Consider the following 16,309-nt stretch of genomic DNA (forward strand, 5'->3'; position numbering starts at 1 on the left):
TCCAGAATTTTGCGGAAGTGATTGCCCAAATCCCAGGCAATAAAAAACCCCGTAGACGTTAATCTACGGGGTTTTCAAGGGTGGAGGCCGAGGTCGGAATCGAACCGGCGTAGGCGGATTTGCAATCCGCTGCATAACCATTTTGCTACTCGGCCCCAAATATCCAATGCCTGAAAAACAACACTGGACACGTACAAACTGGAACGGCTTGAGGATCTTTTCGATCTTCCTAACTCTTTATCTAACCTGTTGATTTATAAAGAGTTTTTCCGTTTCCTCGCTGAGGAATGGTCGCAATTATGGACGTGTTTTCCAGTCCTGGCAACTCTTATTCGATATTTTTTCTAGCGAGGGGTTTCTAAGGCTTTTCGGGCTGGAAGCGTCCGCTCCCTGCGCCGTGGCCAGGGGCGGATGATCCCATACATCCCCGGGCATTGCTCGCCCTGCATCGCACCACCCCGTAAGATCCGCTGCTGGCCCGCCCCCGAAGGAATCCCGATGAAGGCTTTCAACGACTACCGCCTGCCCTCCCTGGATGCGTTGCTGGCCTTCGAAAGTGCCGCCCGACTGAAGAGCTTCGAGCAGGCGGCCGAGGTCCTGGCGTTGACGGGCAGCGCGCTGCGCAAGCGCATTGCTGGGCTCGAACAACTGTTGGGGGTGAGCCTGTTCGAGCGCCAGGGCGGTAGCTTGCGGCTTACTGCCGATGGCCAGTTGTACCTGGAACAGGTGGCCCCGGTCCTGCAACAGTTGCTGGACATTCCCCAGCACCGGCGCACCGTGCAACGCAAGCAGCGGCTGATCTTGTGCAGCCCACCGACCTTCGCCCGGCAAGTGCTGATCCCGCGCCTTGACGAACATAGCCGGGCCCATCCGCAGATCGACCTGCAGATCCAGCTCTCGGCGCCCTTGTCCAACACCAGTAATGGCCAGTGCGACCTCGAGGTCCGTGGCGACAGTCTCGAGGCGCCAGCAGCCAAGCGTTTGCTGGATGAACAGTTGCTGCCAATGGCCGCCCCTGCCCTGCTCGCCCGGTTCACGTCCCTGCAACTGCCGGCGGATTTTGCCCGGCTGCCATTGCTGCGCTCGCCCCTGGAACCCTGGCGCCCCTGGTTGCAGGCCGCCGGCCTGGATTTTCCGGAACCCGACCAGGGGCCGACCCTGCTGGACCTGGGCATGCTGCTGGAGGCCGCGGCCAATGCCCAGGGCGTGGTGCTAGCCCGTCCGTCCCTGGCGCGTAGCTGGCTGGCCCAGGGACGCCTGGTGATCCTCGGGGAAGTCAGCAGCCCGCCGTCCTACCACTACACCCTGGACATCCCGCAGCCCTCGCCCGCCGCCCAGGACCTGGCCCACTGGCTGCAACGCATCTGCCGCGACGCCGTGGTCCAGGGCAGCGCCCACGCCCTGGGTTGAGGCACGCCTTGCCGGGACCTGGGAAAAAACCGCCCGCACGCCGGGAATTGTTTTCCGCAACCTGTTCGGCCCGGCGCACTAGTCTGCTGCGATCCATCACACAGGAGTGCGCCATGCCCATCATCACCTGCATCGAAGACCTGCGCCGGCTGGCCCGGCGCCGGGTGCCGCGGATGTTCTACGACTATGTCGATGGCGGCTCCTGGAGCGAAAGCACCTACCACGCCAACCAGGCCGACTTCGCGGGGATCAAGTTGCGCCAGCGGGTGGCGCGCAACATCGACAATCGCTCGTTGCAGGTACACAGGCTGGGCGTCGACATGGCCATGCCCCTGGCCATCGCCCCCACCGGCCTGGCGGGAATGGTCCACGCCGATGGCGAAATCCTCGCGGCCCGGGCCGCAGCAGCGGCCGGCATCCGCTACACCCTGTCCACGGTCAGCATCTGCTCCCTGGAGGACGTGGCCGAAGCCACGGCCGCGCCGTTCTGGTTCCAGCTGTACGTGATGCGCGACCGCGACTTCGTCGGCCGGCTGATCGACCGGGCCAAGGCCGCAGGCTGCGACGCCCTGGTGCTGACCCTCGACCTGCAACTGAGCGGGCAACGGCACAAGGACCTGAAGAACGGCCTCAGCACCCCGCCCCGGCCGACGTTGGCCAACCTGCTGAACCTGCTGGGCAAACCGCGCTGGGTCGCCGGCATGCTGGGCACCCGGCGTCGACATTTCGGCAACATCATGGGCCACGTCACGGGCGTGCACGACATGCGCCAACTGGCGGAATGGACCTACCAGCAGTTCGATCCTTGCCTGAGCTGGGACGACATCCAGTGGATCAAGCAACGCTGGGGCGGCACCCTGATCCTCAAGGGCATCCTCGACGTCGAAGACGCCCGCCTGGCAGTGGCCAGCGGCGCCGATGCGCTGATCGTCAGCAACCACGGCGGACGCCAGCTCGATGGCGCACCCTCGAGCATCGCCATGCTGCCGGCCATTGTCGACGCCGTTGGCAGCCAGGCCGAGGTCTGGATCGACAGCGGCATCCGCAGCGGCCAGGACGTGATCAAGTCCCTGGCCCTGGGCGCCCAGGGCGCGATGATCGGCCGGGCCCACCTGTATGGCCTCGGCGCGCTGGGCCAGGCCGGGGTCAGCCAGGCCTTGCAGATCATCGCCAGGGAAATGGACCTGACCCTGGCACTTTGTGGCCACACTCGGATCGAGCAGATCGACCGGCAACTGCTGGTGCCCGGCAGCTATCCCTTGCCCTGAACCTGCCAACCAGGATGCGCTCGCTCAGCGGGCGGCCCAGGCGTTGAAGCGCTGCTCCAGGTCCTCGCCATGGTCGACCCAGAAGCCGGCATCCACCGCTCGCGCGCCCTGCAAGTTGGCTTCATAGGTAGGCAACTGTCGCTGTACCGAAGGTGGTAGCAGCCCCAGGGCCTGGCGGTGCACCGGCCCGTAGGGGATGTGCTGCGAGAACGCCTTCTGCGCCTCCGGTTGGCTGGCGAAGCGGATGAACTCCTCAGCCAGCGCCTTGTTCGGCGACCCCTTGACCACCGCCCAGTACTCCGGGTCGTACAGGCTCTGGGGCCAGAGGATGCTCAACTGCATGCCCTCCTTCTGGGCCATGGCGATCCGCCCGTTGTACGCGGCGCTCATCGCCACGTCCCCGGCCACCAGCCATTGCGGCGGCTGGGCGCCGGCTTCCCACCATTGGATGTACGGCTTGATCTGGTCGAGCTTGGCAAAAGCCCGGCTCACGCCCTCCGGGGTGCCCAGTACCTGGTACAGCTGGGCTGGCGCTACGCCATCGGCCAGCAGGGCAATCTCCAGGGTGTACTTGGCGCTCTTGCGCAAGCCACGCTTGCCCGGAAAATCCTTGAGATTCCAGAAATCGGCCCAGGACTCCGGCGCCCTGGCCAGCTTTTGCGGAGCAAAGGCCATGACCATCGACCAGACATAAGTCGCCACCCCGCACTCGGTCAGGGTGCCGGGTACGAACTGCCCCGGGTCACCAAACTTGCCCAGGTCCAGGGGCTCGAACAATCCCTCGTCACAGCCACGCAGCAGCTCCGGGCTCTCCACTTCGACCACGTCCCAGCTGGTCTTGCCGACTTCGACCATGGCCTTGATCTTCGATAGCTCGCCATTGTATTCGCCGGCCACCACCCGAGCCGCGCCACTCTGGTTGAACGGCTGGAAGTACGCCTGTTCCTGGGCCTGCTTGGTCGCGCCGCCAAAGGAGATGACCGTGAGGTTCCGCGGCTCGGCCGCCACGCCGGTGCACAGCACCAACAACGACCACGCAACACCGCAACGCAAGATATTGAACATGTACCCATCCTCGAATAAGCCGGTCCGCCCGCACGAACCCGCACTGCATGAGCCTGGCAACGACCGTAGCCACGGGCGGTACCGCGCCAGGCAAGAGCAAGCTCTTCAGTGCCGTACCGCGGGCCACAAGGCCCTGGCGGTGTTGCCGCGGGCGCCATGGCCCGGTTCGTTGGAAGTATCCCGGGGCCCGGGTGCAGGGGCCGGCCAGGTCATGTTCGAAGGACAATTCATCGCTTGCTCCCTGTTGTTTTTGTAGGAAGAACAAACCGATCGGTAGTGCAGCGCCAGCACACCCCATCTCTAGGGGCAGGCGCATGCCGGGGCCATTGTTCGCCGAACCCCAGGTATCGCGAAACGAGGCTTTTAAGAGGCACTGGCAAGGAAAAAGCTGCCTTGCAGGCGCACCCCAGGGGCCATGCCCAATGCCGGACAAGCCAGCTAGAATCTCTGCACCTTTGCCTTGCAAGCCGACGAGACCCGCCCATGAGCTACGACTTCGATACCCTGCACCCACGCCACGGCACCGGTAGTACCAAGTGGAGCCGCTACCCCGAGGACGTATTGCCGATGTGGGTGGCGGACATGGACTTCGCCGCGGCCCCGGAGATCATCGACGCCCTGCGCCAGCGCCTGGAGCATCCGCTGCTGGGCTACAGCGTGGCCCGCGACGAGCTGCGCGCGGCGGTCGTCGCCGACCTGTGGCACAAGTACGCCTGGCGCGTGCAACCGGATGAGCTGATCTTCCTGCCCGGGGTCGAACCGGGCTTCAACATGGCCCTGCACGCCTTCGTCAAGCCGCACCAGCAGGTGGTAGTGCAGACCCCCAACTACCGGCCCCTGCGCCTGGCTCCCGGCAACTGGCAACTGCGCAAGATCGAGGTGCCGTTCCAGGTCACCGCCGAAGGCACCTACACCACGCCCCTGGCCGAACTGCGCCAGGCCCTGCGAGGCGCCGGCGCGCTGCTGCTGAGCAACCCGCACAACCCCCTGGGCAAGGTCTTCCCCCGGGAAGAACTGCAAGCAGTGGCCGAGGCCTGCCTGGAACAGGGCGCGCTGATCGTATCCGACGAGATCCACGCCGAGCTGTGCTTCGACGGTCGCCGACACATCCCCACCGCCACCCTCGGCCCGGAGATCGCTCGGCGCACCATCACCCTGATGTCGGCCAGCAAGGCCTACAACGTCGCGGGCATGAAGACCTGCTTCGCCATCGTCCAGGACCCGGCCACCCGCCTGGCCTTCAACAACGCCCGCGCCGGCATGGTGGACAGCGTCAGCCCCCTGGGCCTGGAAGCCACCCACGCCGCCCTGACCCAGGGCGACGCCTGGCGCCAGGAGCTGATCGCCTACCTGCAAGCCAATCGCGACTACCTGCTCGAAGCGGTGCGCACTCGCTTGCCGGGCATCCGCATGCACGCACCGCAAGGCACCTACCTGGCCTGGCTCGATTGCAGTGGCCTGGGCCTGGAAGATCCCCACGCCTTCTTCCTCGAACAGGCCAAGGTCGGCCTCAGTGCCGGACTGGAATTCGGCGACGACTGCCAGCAGTTCGTGCGCCTGAACTTCGGCTGCCCACGGGCACTGCTGGAAGAAGGCATCCGGCGCATGGAACAGAACCTGGGCCAGCGCTGACCCAGGCGCCACACACCTAGCGCCTACCAGACAGCGATATGCGAGTCCGCCCGGGGCTCGGTGCCGCCACAGAGCACTGCGCTTTGCGGGTCGCGCAGGATGATCTGGCCGCGACCAAAGCGGCTCAGATCATGGGCGACCTGGACCTGGTGCCCACGGCGAACCAGTGCCTCGAGCAACTCGCCAGGGGCACTGTGCTCGATGGCGACCTGCTGCTGGCCCAGCCATTGCCAACGCGGGGCGTCCAGTGCCGCTTGAGGGTTCAGGCCGAAGTCCACCAGGTTCGTCACCATCTGGACATGCCCCTGCGGTTGCATGTAGCCGCCCATCACGCCAAAAGGCCCCAGGGGCACGCCCCCCTGGCTGAGAAACCCCGGGATGATGGTATGGAAGGTCTTCTTGCCCGGGGCCAGGCAATTGGCATGGGCCGGGTCGAGGCTGAACTCCTGGCCACGGTTCTGCAGGGCGATGCCGCTGTCAGGCAGCACCACGCCCGAACCGAAGCCGTGGTAGTTGCTCTGGATGAACGAGACCATGTTGCCCTCGGCGTCGGCCGTGGCCAGGTACACCGTGCCACTGGCCTGGGGATCGCCCGCCGTCGGGAGCCGCGCCTGGTCACCGATCAGTGCCCGGCGGCGCCGGCTGTAGGCATCGCTGAGCAGGTCGCTGACCGCCACCCGCATATGGGTCGGGTCGGTGATGTAGTGCAGGCCGTCGCTATAGGCCAGCTTCAGGGCCTCCAGTTGCAGGTGCCAGGTGCGCGGGCTGTCGCGCTGGTCGAACTGGAAACCTTCGAGCAGCTTCAGGGCCATCAACGCCACCAGCCCCTGGCCGCTGGGGGGAATTTCCCAGACTTCATAGCCTCGGTAATCGATCTTGATCGGCTGCACCCATTGCGGCCGGTAATCCTGCAGGTCGCTGGCCCGCAGATAACCGCCCGTGGCCCGGGAATGGGCGTCCAGGCGCTGGGCCAGCTCGCCGCGATATAGGCTTTCACCAGCGCTGGCCGCCAGCGCTTGCAGGGTCTGGGCCAGGGCCGGGATGCGGAACACTTCACCGGCCCGCGGCGCACGCCCCTCGATCAGGAAGGTCGCGAACCAGGGCTCCAGTACCGGATCACCCTGCGCGCTGAACAGCTCCAGGGCCCGCTGCCATTGCAGGGCGACCACCGGCGACAACGGGAAACCGTCGCGGGCCAGTTCGATGGCCGGCTCCAGCAATCGGGCAAACGCCAACCGGCCAAAGCGCCGTGACAATTCGGCCCAGGCCGCCGGGCAGCCAGGTACGCTCACTGGCGTCCAGCCATGGAGCGGCATCCGCGCATGCCCCGCGGCCTTCACCGCATCGATGCTCAGGGCTGCCGGAGCCTGGCCATTGGCGCTCAGGCCATGGAGCTGGCCCTGGGTCCAGACCAGGGCAAAGGCATCGCCGCCCAGGCCGCAACCCGTGGGCTCGACCACTGTAAGCACCGCAGCCGTGGCAATCGCCGCGTCGATGGCGTTGCCGCCCTGGCGCAGGACCTGGATACCGGCCTCGGCGGCCAGTGGCTGGGACGTCGCGACCATGCCACGGCGAGCGAACACGCTCTGGCGTTGCGAGGCATAGGGGTAGTGATGAGCGGAGAACTTCAACATGGCCAGAGCCCTTCCAGAGCGGATTGCGGCACACCGTTGAAGCAGTATGGACGGCAACGCCGGAGTAGCGACCGACGTTGCCCTGGCTGGACCTCAAAGGCTCAGGCAGATTTTCCCCAGGTGGGCGCCGGAGGCTTCATGGGCGAAGGCCTTGGCGATCTCGGCCAAGGGGAAGGTGCTGTCGATCACCGGCTTGATGCCGGTGGCTTCCAGGCCACGGATCATCTCCACCTGCTGCTGGCGGCTACCGACGATCAAGCCTTGCAGGCGCTGCTGCTTGGCCATCAGGGCAGCCGTGGGTACCGGCCCGGCCCAACCGGTGAGCACGCCGATCAGGGCGATGTGCCCACCGATCCGGCACGCAGTGATGGACTGGGCCAGGGTGCCCGGGCCGCCGACTTCCACCACATGATCGACGCCCCGCCCGCCGGTGAGCTTGAGCACCTCGGCGCCCCACTCCGGCTGGGTTCGGTAGTTGATGGTGTGGTCGGCCCCCAGCTCGCGTACCCGCGCCAGCTTGGCGTCCGAGGACGAAGTGGCGATCACCGTGGCGCCCATGGCCTTGGCCAGTTGCAAGGCGAAGATCGATACCCCGCCCGTACCCAGCACCAGGACGGTCTCACCGGCCTTGAGGCCGCCGTCCACCACCAGTGCGCGCCAGGCGGTGAGCCCAGCCGTGGTCAGGGTTGCGGCTTCGGCGTGGCTGTAGCCCTTGGGCGCATGGGTGAACCAGTGGCTGGGCTGGATCACCACCTGCCGGGCATAACCATCGACGCCGTCGCCAGGGGTGGTGCTGAAGTCGGCGATGGCCGGGCCACCGTCATGCCAATGGGGAAAGAAGCAGGACACCACCGCGTCGCCGACCTTGAATTCGCTGACGCCCTCGCCCACGGCCTCCACCACACCGGCGCCATCGGCCATGGGAATTCGTCCATCGGCGGTGGGCAGGCCGCCGGTCACCACCGCATAGTCGTGATAGTTCAGGGAACAGGCATGGATCCGCACCCGGACTTGCCCGGCGCCGGGCTGGCCCGGGTCGGGCAGCTCGACGAGCTTCAGGTTGTCCAGGGATGCCGGCAGGCTGAGCTTGATGGCTTGCATGGGAGGTACTCCACAGATCGATAATCTTCCAGGGGGCTAACCCTACCACCGAACGCCTGGCTGTAGCCGCTGCCGCAGGCTGCGAGCACTGTATCGCCGGGATGCAGGTTTTCAGCCGCTACGGGTTCGACCCAAAATCGCCAGCAAGGCCCTGCGGGCCTTTGCTCAGCTTCGCAGGCTCAGCAGCGGCTACAAGGCTCCACTCCCGGCCGCACAAAACATTGCTCGGTCACGGTCGCGCCCCATTGCTCGCCCAGCTGTTCCTGCACCAGCACAAAACCCTGTTCCTCATACAGCGCGCGTGCCGCATCCAGGCCCTTGAAGGTCCACAAGCGGGTGGCAGCAAAGTTCCACTGATCGCAGAACGCCAGCGCCTCGGCCAGCAGACGCCGGCCCAGTCCCAGGCCGCGAGCAGCCTCATCGAGAATGAAGCAACGCAGGATCGCCTCGTCGCCCTCCCCATCAATGGCGATGGAACCGACAATCCGTTCCCCCTGCAGCGCCACCCAGACTTCATTGCGCGGGTTGTGCAAACGCCCCATCAGCTCGGCCATGTCCGCCGCCACCAGGCTTTCGAAGGGCTGGCCGAAGCCGGCCCGGGCGGCGTAGTAACAAGCGTGCATCTCGGCGATACGGCCAATCACCCCCGGTCGGTAGCCCCGGGCGATAGTGCCGCATGCGAGCTGCTCTGGCGCCTCGCCCAGACGCACCGCGCGCAACGCACGGGCATAGTCGGCGATGCCCGCAGAAGCACTGCGCTGCTGTTCCGCGGTCAGGTGCGCCAGGGCCGCGGCCACCTGGGCCTGGGCGAAATGGTCGATGCCCGCCAGGGTCTGGCGCCCGCGGGCGCTGAGTTGCAGTTTCTTCGAGCGGGCGTCCTGTTCATGGGCCAGTTCGCTGATCTCGCCCGCCTCCACCAGTTTGCGCACCAGGCGGCTGACGCTGGATTTCTCCAGCCCCAGCAGCGTCACCAGATCACCGGCTGTCAAGGCATGGCCCTGGCCGATCTCCAGCAACGCATGCACCGCCGAGGGCGGGTAGTCGGTGGCGGCCAGGGTGGCCTGCATGAAGCCCAGCTCGCGGACCATCTGCCGGGACGCTTGGCGCAACTGCGGGATAAGGGAAGCGGATTGGCTCGACATAAGGGCGACCTCGCAAGTGAGGTATTTAGTTGTACCTTACAACCATTTAGCCCACAACCCCGGCTCAGGGTGACGACAAGCCCTGGTGGACAGTGATAAAAATTCAAGCACCCAATAATGAGAAGCATTACCATAAGCACCCATTTCGCCCACCTCGACCTCGGAATCCTTATCGATGGTGCCCACCCCTTCCCTCCAGCAAGCCGTGGGCGAGCTCTACCTCCAGCATCACAACTGGGTGGTGCAACTGCTGCGACGCAAGCTCGGCAACCAGGACCAGGCCATGGACCTGGCGCAGGACACCTTCGTGCGCATCTTGCGCAGCGAGCAACTGCCGGTGCTGCGCGAACCCCGGGCCTACCTCAACACCGTGGCCAGCCGCCTGTGCGGGCAGTATTTCCGCCGCCAGGCCCTGGAGCGCGCGTACCTGGAGACCCTTGCGCAGCTGGAGCCGCAGCACCAGCCCTCGCCGGAAACCCGACTGCTGGTACTCGAGGCGCTGGACGCCGTGGGCCAGGTGCTGGACGGCCTGGGCAGCCGGGTGCGCGAGGTGTTTCTGCTGTCCCAGCTCGAAGGCCTGACCTACCCGCAGATTGCTGAACGCCTGCAGCTCTCGGTCAACGTGGTGCAAAAAGCCATGCTCAAGGCCTACCGCCATTGCTATGCGGCGGTGTACCCGGGATGAACGCCTTCCAGCCGGTGGACGATCAGGGCGCTGTGGAACAGCAGGTTCTGGACCAGGCCCTGGAGTGGTTGGTGCTGCTGCAATCGGGCATCAGCAGCCCCGAGCAGCAGGCCGCCTGCCTGGCCTGGCGCCGGGCCGACCCGCAGCATGACCTGGCCTGGCAGCGCCTGGCCGGCATCGGCCAGGACCTGCGCGACAGCACCCGCAGCCTGCCTGCGCCCCGTGCCCGGCAACTGTTGCAGGCTCGCAGTCACCCGGGGCGGCGCACACTGCTCAAGGGCATCGTCGGCCTGGGTGTGGTGGCCGCCAGCAGTTGGAGCGTGCGCGAACGACTGCTGTTGCCGCAGCTGTTCAGCGACTATCACACCGCCACCGGTGAGCGCCGCCAGCTGCAACTGGCCGCTGGCGCCAGCCTGCAATTGGACACCCGCACCAGCCTCGATCAGCAGGCCAGCCCCCAGGGCTTGCAACTGCGGCTCAACAACGGCCGCCTGTTGCTGACCCTGGGCAACGCCGCGCCCGTGCAGGTCATCACCGCCGATGGACGCATCCAGCTCGCGCCGCGCTCACAACTGATCCTCAGCGTTGGCTTGCCGGGCATCAGCGGCACCCGGGTACAACTGCTGGCCGGCAGCAGCTCGGTGAGTACCGCCCATGCCCCTGCGCTAAACCTGGGCCCGGGCCAGCAAGTGGATGTCGCCCAACAGCGGATCGGCGCCCTGGCCGTCGTGCCCACCACGGCCAATGCCTGGACCCAGGGCCTGCTGATTGCCGAGCGTCGCCCCCTGGGCGAGGTGATCGCCGAACTCGACCGCTATCGCCCCGGCCTGCTGCGCTGCGCCGCCGAAGTCGCCGGTTTGCGGGTTTCCGGCTCGTTCTCCCTGAACCAGCCGGACGCCAGCCTCGATTTGCTGGCCAAGACCCTGCCGATTCGCATCCGGCGGGTAATGGGGTACTGGGCCTCCGTGGACGCTGCCTGATTTTTCCTCAGTTTTTTTCTGGACGGCGGCAGTTTTTTCAATCTCGTGCATCAAGACCAGGGAAGAAGCTGGAAAACAGCTCTGCGCCAACCCTTTCCAACCCACGGATTTTCCTTATGCACATTCGCCTCACGCCACTTGCCGCTGCGTTGCGCACGGTCGTCATCGGCCTTGCCATCGCCAGCTGCAGCCCGCCCCTGCTGGCTGCGGATATCCCGTCTGTAGGCTATGACATCGCGCCAGGCAACCTGGACCAGGTGCTGGGCGCCTTTGGCCAGCAGTCCGGAACCATGATCGCCGTCGACTCGAACCTGACCCAGAGCCTACGCAGCCCAGGCCTCAAGGGCCGTTTCGCCGTCAGCGAGGGGCTGCAACAGCTACTGGCCCCATTGGGTCTTGTGGCAGTGAAAGAAGGCGAAGGCTACCGGGTTCAAGTGGCCCCCGAAGTAGCCAGCGGCCCATTGCAGTTGGGAACGACCAGCGTCGTTGCCAACCAGTTAGGGACCGTCACCGAAGGCACAGGCTCCTATACACCGGGCACCATCGCCACAGCCACGCGCCTGGTGCTGACTCCCCGGCAAACACCACAATCGATCACCGTCATCACGCGCCAGCACATGGATGACTTCGCACTCAAATCCATCGACGATGTGATGCGGCACACGCCGGGTATTACCGTCTCGACTTATGACAGCGAGCGAACCAACTACTTTGCACGAGGCTTCTCCGTCGAGAACTTCCAGTACGACGGCATCCCGACCCTGCGCAACTCGGCTTACTCCTCTGGTCAGACCCTGAGCGACATGGCCATCTATGATCGGGTGGAAGTTCTCAAAGGTGCCACGGGCTTGCTCACCGGGGCAGGTGCTCCCGGCGCGACCATCAACCTGATCCGCAAGAAACCGACTCACGACTTCAAGAGCAGCCTCGAGCTGGGTGCCGGTAGCTGGGACAACTATCGCTCGCAGATCGACGTCAGCGGACCGCTGACGGACAGTGGCAACCTGCGCGGACGTGCAATAGCGGCACATCAGGACAAGCGCTCGTTCATGGATCGCTACTCACGCAAGACCAGCGTTTACTTCGGCACTCTGGAGGCAGACCTGACCGATGACACATTGCTGACTGTAGGATTCGACTATCAGAACAGCGACCCCCGCAGCGCAGGATGGTCGGGCAGCCGTCCTCTGTTCGATCGCAACGGCGACCGGATCGAAGCCAAACGCTCTTTCAACAACGGAGCCAAGTGGAGCAGTTGGGAACAATACACCCAAAGCGTGTTCTCGACCCTGGAACACAGCTTCGCCAATGGCTGGGTAGCCAAGGGTCAATTGACTCACCAGATCAATGGCTATGACGCCCCATTGGGATCGATCCAGCTCGGCCCATTTCCTGCTACCGGCAAGTCGACGCTCTATGCAGAAAAATACACCGGCAGAACTCGCACCGATGCTGTCGATGTGTACGCAAGCGGCCCCTTCAACCTATTAGGCCGCGATCATGAACTGGTCATCGGCGCTGCGGCCTCGACCGCTCACTGGAAAAGCAAGGGTTATGGCCGCCCTATCCACGCCAATGACAGGGTCATCGATTTCTGGAACTTCAATGGCAACTTCCCGAAGCCAGACTGGGGAGAACCATCCCAGATCAATGAACAAACTACCCGGCAAACCGCCACCTACATCACGGGTCGCTTCAATCTCACGAACGATCTGAATCTCATTCTTGGAACCCGGGTTGCCAACTACAGATTGACAGGGACCGGCGACGCCAAGGAAACCGGAAGGCTGGTGCCCTATGTCGGCGTCACCTATGACCTGAACGACAACTTCACCGCGTATGCCAGCTACACCGATATTTTCATGCCGCAGGTCAACCGCGACCGCAACAACAAGTTGCTGGAACCGAATGAGGGCAAGAACTACGAATTGGGTCTGAAGGGCGAATTCTTCGACGGCCGACTCAATACCAGCCTGGCGTACTTCGAAGTGCATGAAGACAACCGTCGAGAACCGGACGCTGAATACAATGGTAATCCCACCAACCCGGGAGTCGGTTACGCATACAAAGGTATCACCGCCAAGACCAAGGGGTTCGAGGCAGAAATGTCCGGTGAACTGGCTCCCGGATGGCAAGCCCAGGCGGGTTATACCCATAAGGTCGTGCGTGACCAGGGTGGTACCAAAGTCTCGACCTGGGAACCCCAGGACCAGCTCAGTTTCTATACCTCATACAAACTCAAGGGCCCATTGGACCGCTGGACAATCGGTGGTGGCGCTCGCTGGCAGAACAAGAGCTGGCAGAACCTGTACAACCGCCCCAAGAAAAGTTACGAAGAATTCTCGCAAGACGCCTATTGGCTGGTGGATGTAATGGCGCGTTACCAGGTCACTGAGAACCTGTCTGCTTCCCTGAACGTCAACAACCTGTTCGACAAGTTCTACTACACCAACATCGGTTTCTATAACACCGCTTACTATGGCGACCCACGCAACGTGATGGTCAGCACCCGCTGGAACTTCTGACCCAATCCGCCCGGCGCCTGCCGGGCGGTCATTGGAGACGCGACGAAAATCTATACGACCTTCCTGGCGACATCTGTTAAAACGCGGTTTTGATTCCTCCATGGTGCCCCGCATGTCCCCGCCCCTGCTCCAGCGCCTTGGCCGTCGCTGGCTCCCCCTGCTGTGCATGGCCTTGCTGATCATCGGCCTGCCGACCAGTTGCGCGGTGCTGCAGTACAAGGAACGCCAGCTGGTGTTTCGCATCGAGCCCGGTACTGCCGGCTGGTTCCACGGCCTGCCGCAAGCGGTGCAGGAGTTGGAACTCAAGTCCAGCCGCTTCAAGGCCGGACAGAACCTCCACGCCTGGTGGTGGCCGGCGCAACGCGCCGATGCGCCTGCGATCCTCTACCTGCACGGGGTGCGCTGGAACCTCACCGGCCAACTGTTTCGCATCGAGCAGTTGCACGCCCTGGGTTATTCGGTGCTGGCCATCGACTACCGGGGGTTTGGCCAGAGCCACGGCGAGCTGCCCTCGGAAGCCAGCGTCTATGAAGACGCCCGCGTGGCCTGGGAACGCCTCAAGGTATTGCAGCCCGAGGCGGGCAAACGCCTGATCTACGGCCACTCCCTGGGCGGCGCGGTGGCCATCGACCTGGCCGCCGAACTGGGTCGCCAGGCCGCCAGCGAACAGCGTCCGGTGGCCGCACGCGGCCTGATCGTCGAATCCACCTTCACCACCCTGGGCGACGCGGCGGCGGCAGTGACCAAGACTTCGCTGCCGGTGCGCTGGCTGATGTCGCAGAAGTTCGACTCCATCGACAAGATCAGCGAAATAGGCATGCCGTTGCTGGTGGTCCACGGCCTCAAGGACGACTACGTACCAGCGCGCCTGAGCCGGGAGCTGTTCGCTGCGGCGGCACAACCCAAGACATTGCTGCTGGTGCCCGGCGGCACCCATAACAACAGCATGAACCTGGCCGGCAAAGGCTATGCCGTGGCGATCGGTACCCTGTTGAAGAGCCAGCCCGCCACCGGCCTGGCCAGCCAACCTCCTGTCACCCGGCACGAAACCCTGTAGGCGCTGTCGAGCCCGCGAGGCTGCGACAAGGCCTGCAGGGCTTTCAGCGATCGGTAGGCGCCCCGGCTTCGGGCGTGTCAGCCGGCCTGCACACCCGGCGTGCTCGGGGTCGGGCGCAGCGCCTCGCCGATGGTCCGCAGCTTCAGGCAGGTCTCCCGGTATTCGCTCTGCGGGTCCGACTCGGCGACGATGCCGCAACCGGCGAACAGGTGCGCCTGGTTGCCACGGATCAGCGCCGAGCGCAGGGCCACGGCAAACTCGCCATCGCCCTCGGCATTGAGCCAGCCCACCGGCGCCGCATACCAGCCACGGTCCAGCTGTTCGTGCTCGCGGATGTACTCCAGGGCACTGGCCCGGGGCAAGCCGCCCACCGCAGGGGTCGGGTGCAGGACCTGCACCAGTTGCAGCAGCTCCACCTGAGGTCGCAGGCGTCCCAGCACCGGGGTCAGCAGGTGCTGGACGTGAGCTAGGCGGTGCAATTGCGGCTGCGGGGCGATCTCCAGCATCGCGCAGAAAGGCTGCAGCGCCTCACGCAGGGTTTGTACTACCAAAGCGTGCTCATAGCGGTCCTTGGGGCTGTCCAGCAACCGCTGCCCCAGCTCCGCGTCCTGCTGCTCATGGACGCCACGGGCACAGGTGCCGGCCAGGGCCACAGTGTTCAAGGTGCCGCGCGCCACCCGCACCAGGCGCTCGGGGGTGGCGCCCAGGAAGCAGCTGTCGCCACGGCTGAAGGCGAACAGGAACGCCTGGGGATAGGCCGCCTGGAGGTTCTCCAGCAATGCTCCGCAGGGAATGTTGCGCTCGGCCTGCAGGCACACCTCCCGGGCCAGCACTACCTTGTTCAGGGCTCCGGCATTGATGCGTTCGATGGCGCCGGCGACCGTCGCCTGCCACTGCTGCGCACCACTGTCCAGGTCCTGCGGTTGGCTGCAAGCGGGCACCTGCAAGCGCGGCCCATGGGCATAGCGGGCCTGCAACAGGTTCCACTCCGCAGCGATCGCTGCCGCGCACTGGCCAACATCGGCCTCGGCCTCGATCCACAGGCTGAACAACCAGTGCTGCTGGTCGCCCTCACGCAGCAACAGGATGCGTGGCAGCACCAACGAGGTGTCGGCGAACGATTGCCACAAGGCGCCACGGACAGCCTCCGGGTCGAAGGAAAACCCACCACACAGATAGGCCTTGCGCGGCCCCACCTGATGCGCCCGCTCCAGTAACTGGCGCCAGGCCTGGGTACTGGCGGCGAAACGCTCGGCGGCCGGCGGGCTGATTTCCTCGGTACAACCGAAACCGGCCATGGCCAGGGCACCCTGGTCGCCGGACCAGAACAGGCTCTGGCCGAACACCTGGCGGTTGCTCGCAAACAGCCCCAGCGGATCCAGCCGCTCGGCGGCCTGGCTGAACACTACCAGCACCGCCCGGCCCTCGCGCCGGGCCCGGGACTCGGCATCCTGCAACGCCCGGGTCAACCCGGGCAGGCATGCTTCATTCATCTTGCGCTCCTTGCTCCAGCCCGTGGCAGATGCGCCAGTGGCGCACTTGCTGAGCGATGTTCCAGTGGATGATCTGGGCGAACAGCGGCACCGCGAACATCGGGTCCAGTCCCGCCTCTCGTGCCCATTGCTGACGCCGCGGCAACATCGCCGCGACCCGTTCCGGAGCGGCGATGCTCTGCTCCGTGGGCTTGAACTGGGCCGCCGCCTTGACATATGCCAGGCGCCGGCCGAGGGCCCGGATGATCTGCTCGTCCATGGCGTCGATCCCGCGGCGCACATCGTCCAGGCTGTTGCATTGCTCGGGTGTCTTCATA

At 65.0% G+C, this 16,309-nt stretch carries 14 protein-coding genes and 1 tRNA gene; 7 read left to right on the top strand and 8 right to left on the bottom strand.

Features of this window, described 5'->3' with window-relative positions; genetic code table 11:
- Positions 1–81: 81 nt before the first annotated feature.
- Positions 82–155: transfer RNA gene (locus C4K40_RS18515), tRNA-Cys, on the bottom strand.
- Between the two features lie 343 nt (positions 156–498).
- Between C4K40_RS18515 and C4K40_RS18520 the strand changes: the two genes are divergently transcribed.
- Together C4K40_RS18520 and C4K40_RS18525 are read left to right on the top strand one after the other, a co-directional pair.
- On the top strand, positions 499–1,410 hold the full coding sequence (locus C4K40_RS18520) for a LysR substrate-binding domain-containing protein (RefSeq protein ID WP_053130932.1): 912 nt from the start codon (positions 499–501) through the stop codon (positions 1,408–1,410).
- A gap of 113 nt (positions 1,411–1,523) precedes the next feature.
- Positions 1,524–2,678 carry an alpha-hydroxy acid oxidase gene (locus C4K40_RS18525; protein ID WP_053130935.1) on the top strand — a complete coding sequence of 385 codons (1,155 nt, stop codon included), beginning with the start codon at positions 1,524–1,526 and terminating at the stop codon, positions 2,676–2,678.
- Positions 2,679–2,702: 24 nt separating this feature from the next.
- On the opposite strand, the gene C4K40_RS18530 is transcribed toward C4K40_RS18525, so the two are convergent.
- Complete coding sequence (locus C4K40_RS18530) at positions 2,703–3,743, bottom strand: ABC transporter substrate-binding protein (RefSeq protein WP_053130938.1); 1,041 nt, start codon at positions 3,741–3,743, stop codon at positions 2,703–2,705.
- A gap of 105 nt (positions 3,744–3,848) precedes the next feature.
- On the bottom strand, positions 3,849–3,974 hold the full coding sequence (locus tag C4K40_RS31960) for a hypothetical protein (RefSeq protein ID WP_256223908.1): 126 nt from the start codon (positions 3,972–3,974) through the stop codon (positions 3,849–3,851).
- A gap of 252 nt (positions 3,975–4,226) precedes the next feature.
- Between C4K40_RS31960 and C4K40_RS18535 the strand changes: the two genes are divergently transcribed.
- Positions 4,227–5,375 carry a MalY/PatB family protein gene (locus C4K40_RS18535; RefSeq protein WP_053130940.1) on the top strand — a complete coding sequence of 383 codons (1,149 nt, stop codon included), beginning with the start codon at positions 4,227–4,229 and terminating at the stop codon, positions 5,373–5,375.
- A 23-nt stretch (positions 5,376–5,398) separates the two neighbouring features.
- On the opposite strand, the gene C4K40_RS18540 is transcribed toward C4K40_RS18535, so the two are convergent.
- From C4K40_RS18540 to C4K40_RS18550, 3 genes are all read right to left on the bottom strand, one after another.
- Complete coding sequence (locus tag C4K40_RS18540) at positions 5,399–7,009, bottom strand: gamma-glutamyltransferase family protein (RefSeq protein WP_053130943.1); 1,611 nt, start codon at positions 7,007–7,009, stop codon at positions 5,399–5,401.
- Positions 7,010–7,102: 93 nt separating this feature from the next.
- Positions 7,103–8,110, bottom strand: a complete 1,008-nt coding sequence (locus C4K40_RS18545; protein WP_053130945.1) for an NAD(P)-dependent alcohol dehydrogenase — start codon at positions 8,108–8,110, stop codon at positions 7,103–7,105.
- A gap of 179 nt (positions 8,111–8,289) precedes the next feature.
- Positions 8,290–9,252 carry a GNAT family N-acetyltransferase gene (locus tag C4K40_RS18550; RefSeq protein WP_053130947.1) on the bottom strand — a complete coding sequence of 321 codons (963 nt, stop codon included), beginning with the start codon at positions 9,250–9,252 and terminating at the stop codon, positions 8,290–8,292.
- A gap of 175 nt (positions 9,253–9,427) precedes the next feature.
- On the opposite strand from C4K40_RS18550, the gene C4K40_RS18555 reads away from it, so the two are divergent.
- From C4K40_RS18555 to C4K40_RS18570, 4 genes are all read left to right on the top strand, one after another.
- Complete coding sequence (locus tag C4K40_RS18555; protein WP_053130950.1) at positions 9,428–9,937, top strand: sigma-70 family RNA polymerase sigma factor; 510 nt, start codon at positions 9,428–9,430, stop codon at positions 9,935–9,937.
- On the top strand, positions 9,934–10,917 hold the full coding sequence (locus tag C4K40_RS18560) for a DUF4880 domain-containing protein (RefSeq protein WP_053130952.1): 984 nt from the start codon (positions 9,934–9,936) through the stop codon (positions 10,915–10,917). Before C4K40_RS18555 ends, C4K40_RS18560 begins: the two co-directional genes overlap by 4 nt.
- Before the next feature lie 116 nt (positions 10,918–11,033).
- On the top strand, positions 11,034–13,442 hold the full coding sequence (locus C4K40_RS18565) for a TonB-dependent siderophore receptor (RefSeq protein WP_022639279.1): 2,409 nt from the start codon (positions 11,034–11,036) through the stop codon (positions 13,440–13,442).
- A 112-nt stretch (positions 13,443–13,554) separates the two neighbouring features.
- Positions 13,555–14,499 (top strand): alpha/beta hydrolase, encoded by a 945-nt coding sequence (locus C4K40_RS18570; RefSeq protein ID WP_022639280.1) that lies wholly within the window; start codon positions 13,555–13,557, stop codon positions 14,497–14,499.
- A 77-nt stretch (positions 14,500–14,576) separates the two neighbouring features.
- Here C4K40_RS18570 and C4K40_RS18575 read toward each other — a convergent pair whose 3' ends face one another.
- Positions 14,577–15,992, bottom strand: a complete 1,416-nt coding sequence (locus C4K40_RS18575) for an isochorismate synthase (RefSeq protein WP_022639281.1) — start codon at positions 15,990–15,992, stop codon at positions 14,577–14,579.
- On the bottom strand, positions 15,985–16,308 hold the full coding sequence (locus tag C4K40_RS18580) for an isochorismate lyase (RefSeq protein WP_031320011.1): 324 nt from the start codon (positions 16,306–16,308) through the stop codon (positions 15,985–15,987). Before C4K40_RS18580 ends, C4K40_RS18575 begins: the two co-directional genes overlap by 8 nt.
- Position 16,309: the final 1 nt, after the last annotated feature.

Origin of the sequence: Pseudomonas sp. CMR5c, assembly GCF_003850545.1 — a bacterium.
In the GTDB taxonomy this organism is placed as follows: Bacteria; Pseudomonadota; Gammaproteobacteria; order Pseudomonadales; family Pseudomonadaceae; genus Aquipseudomonas; species Aquipseudomonas piscis.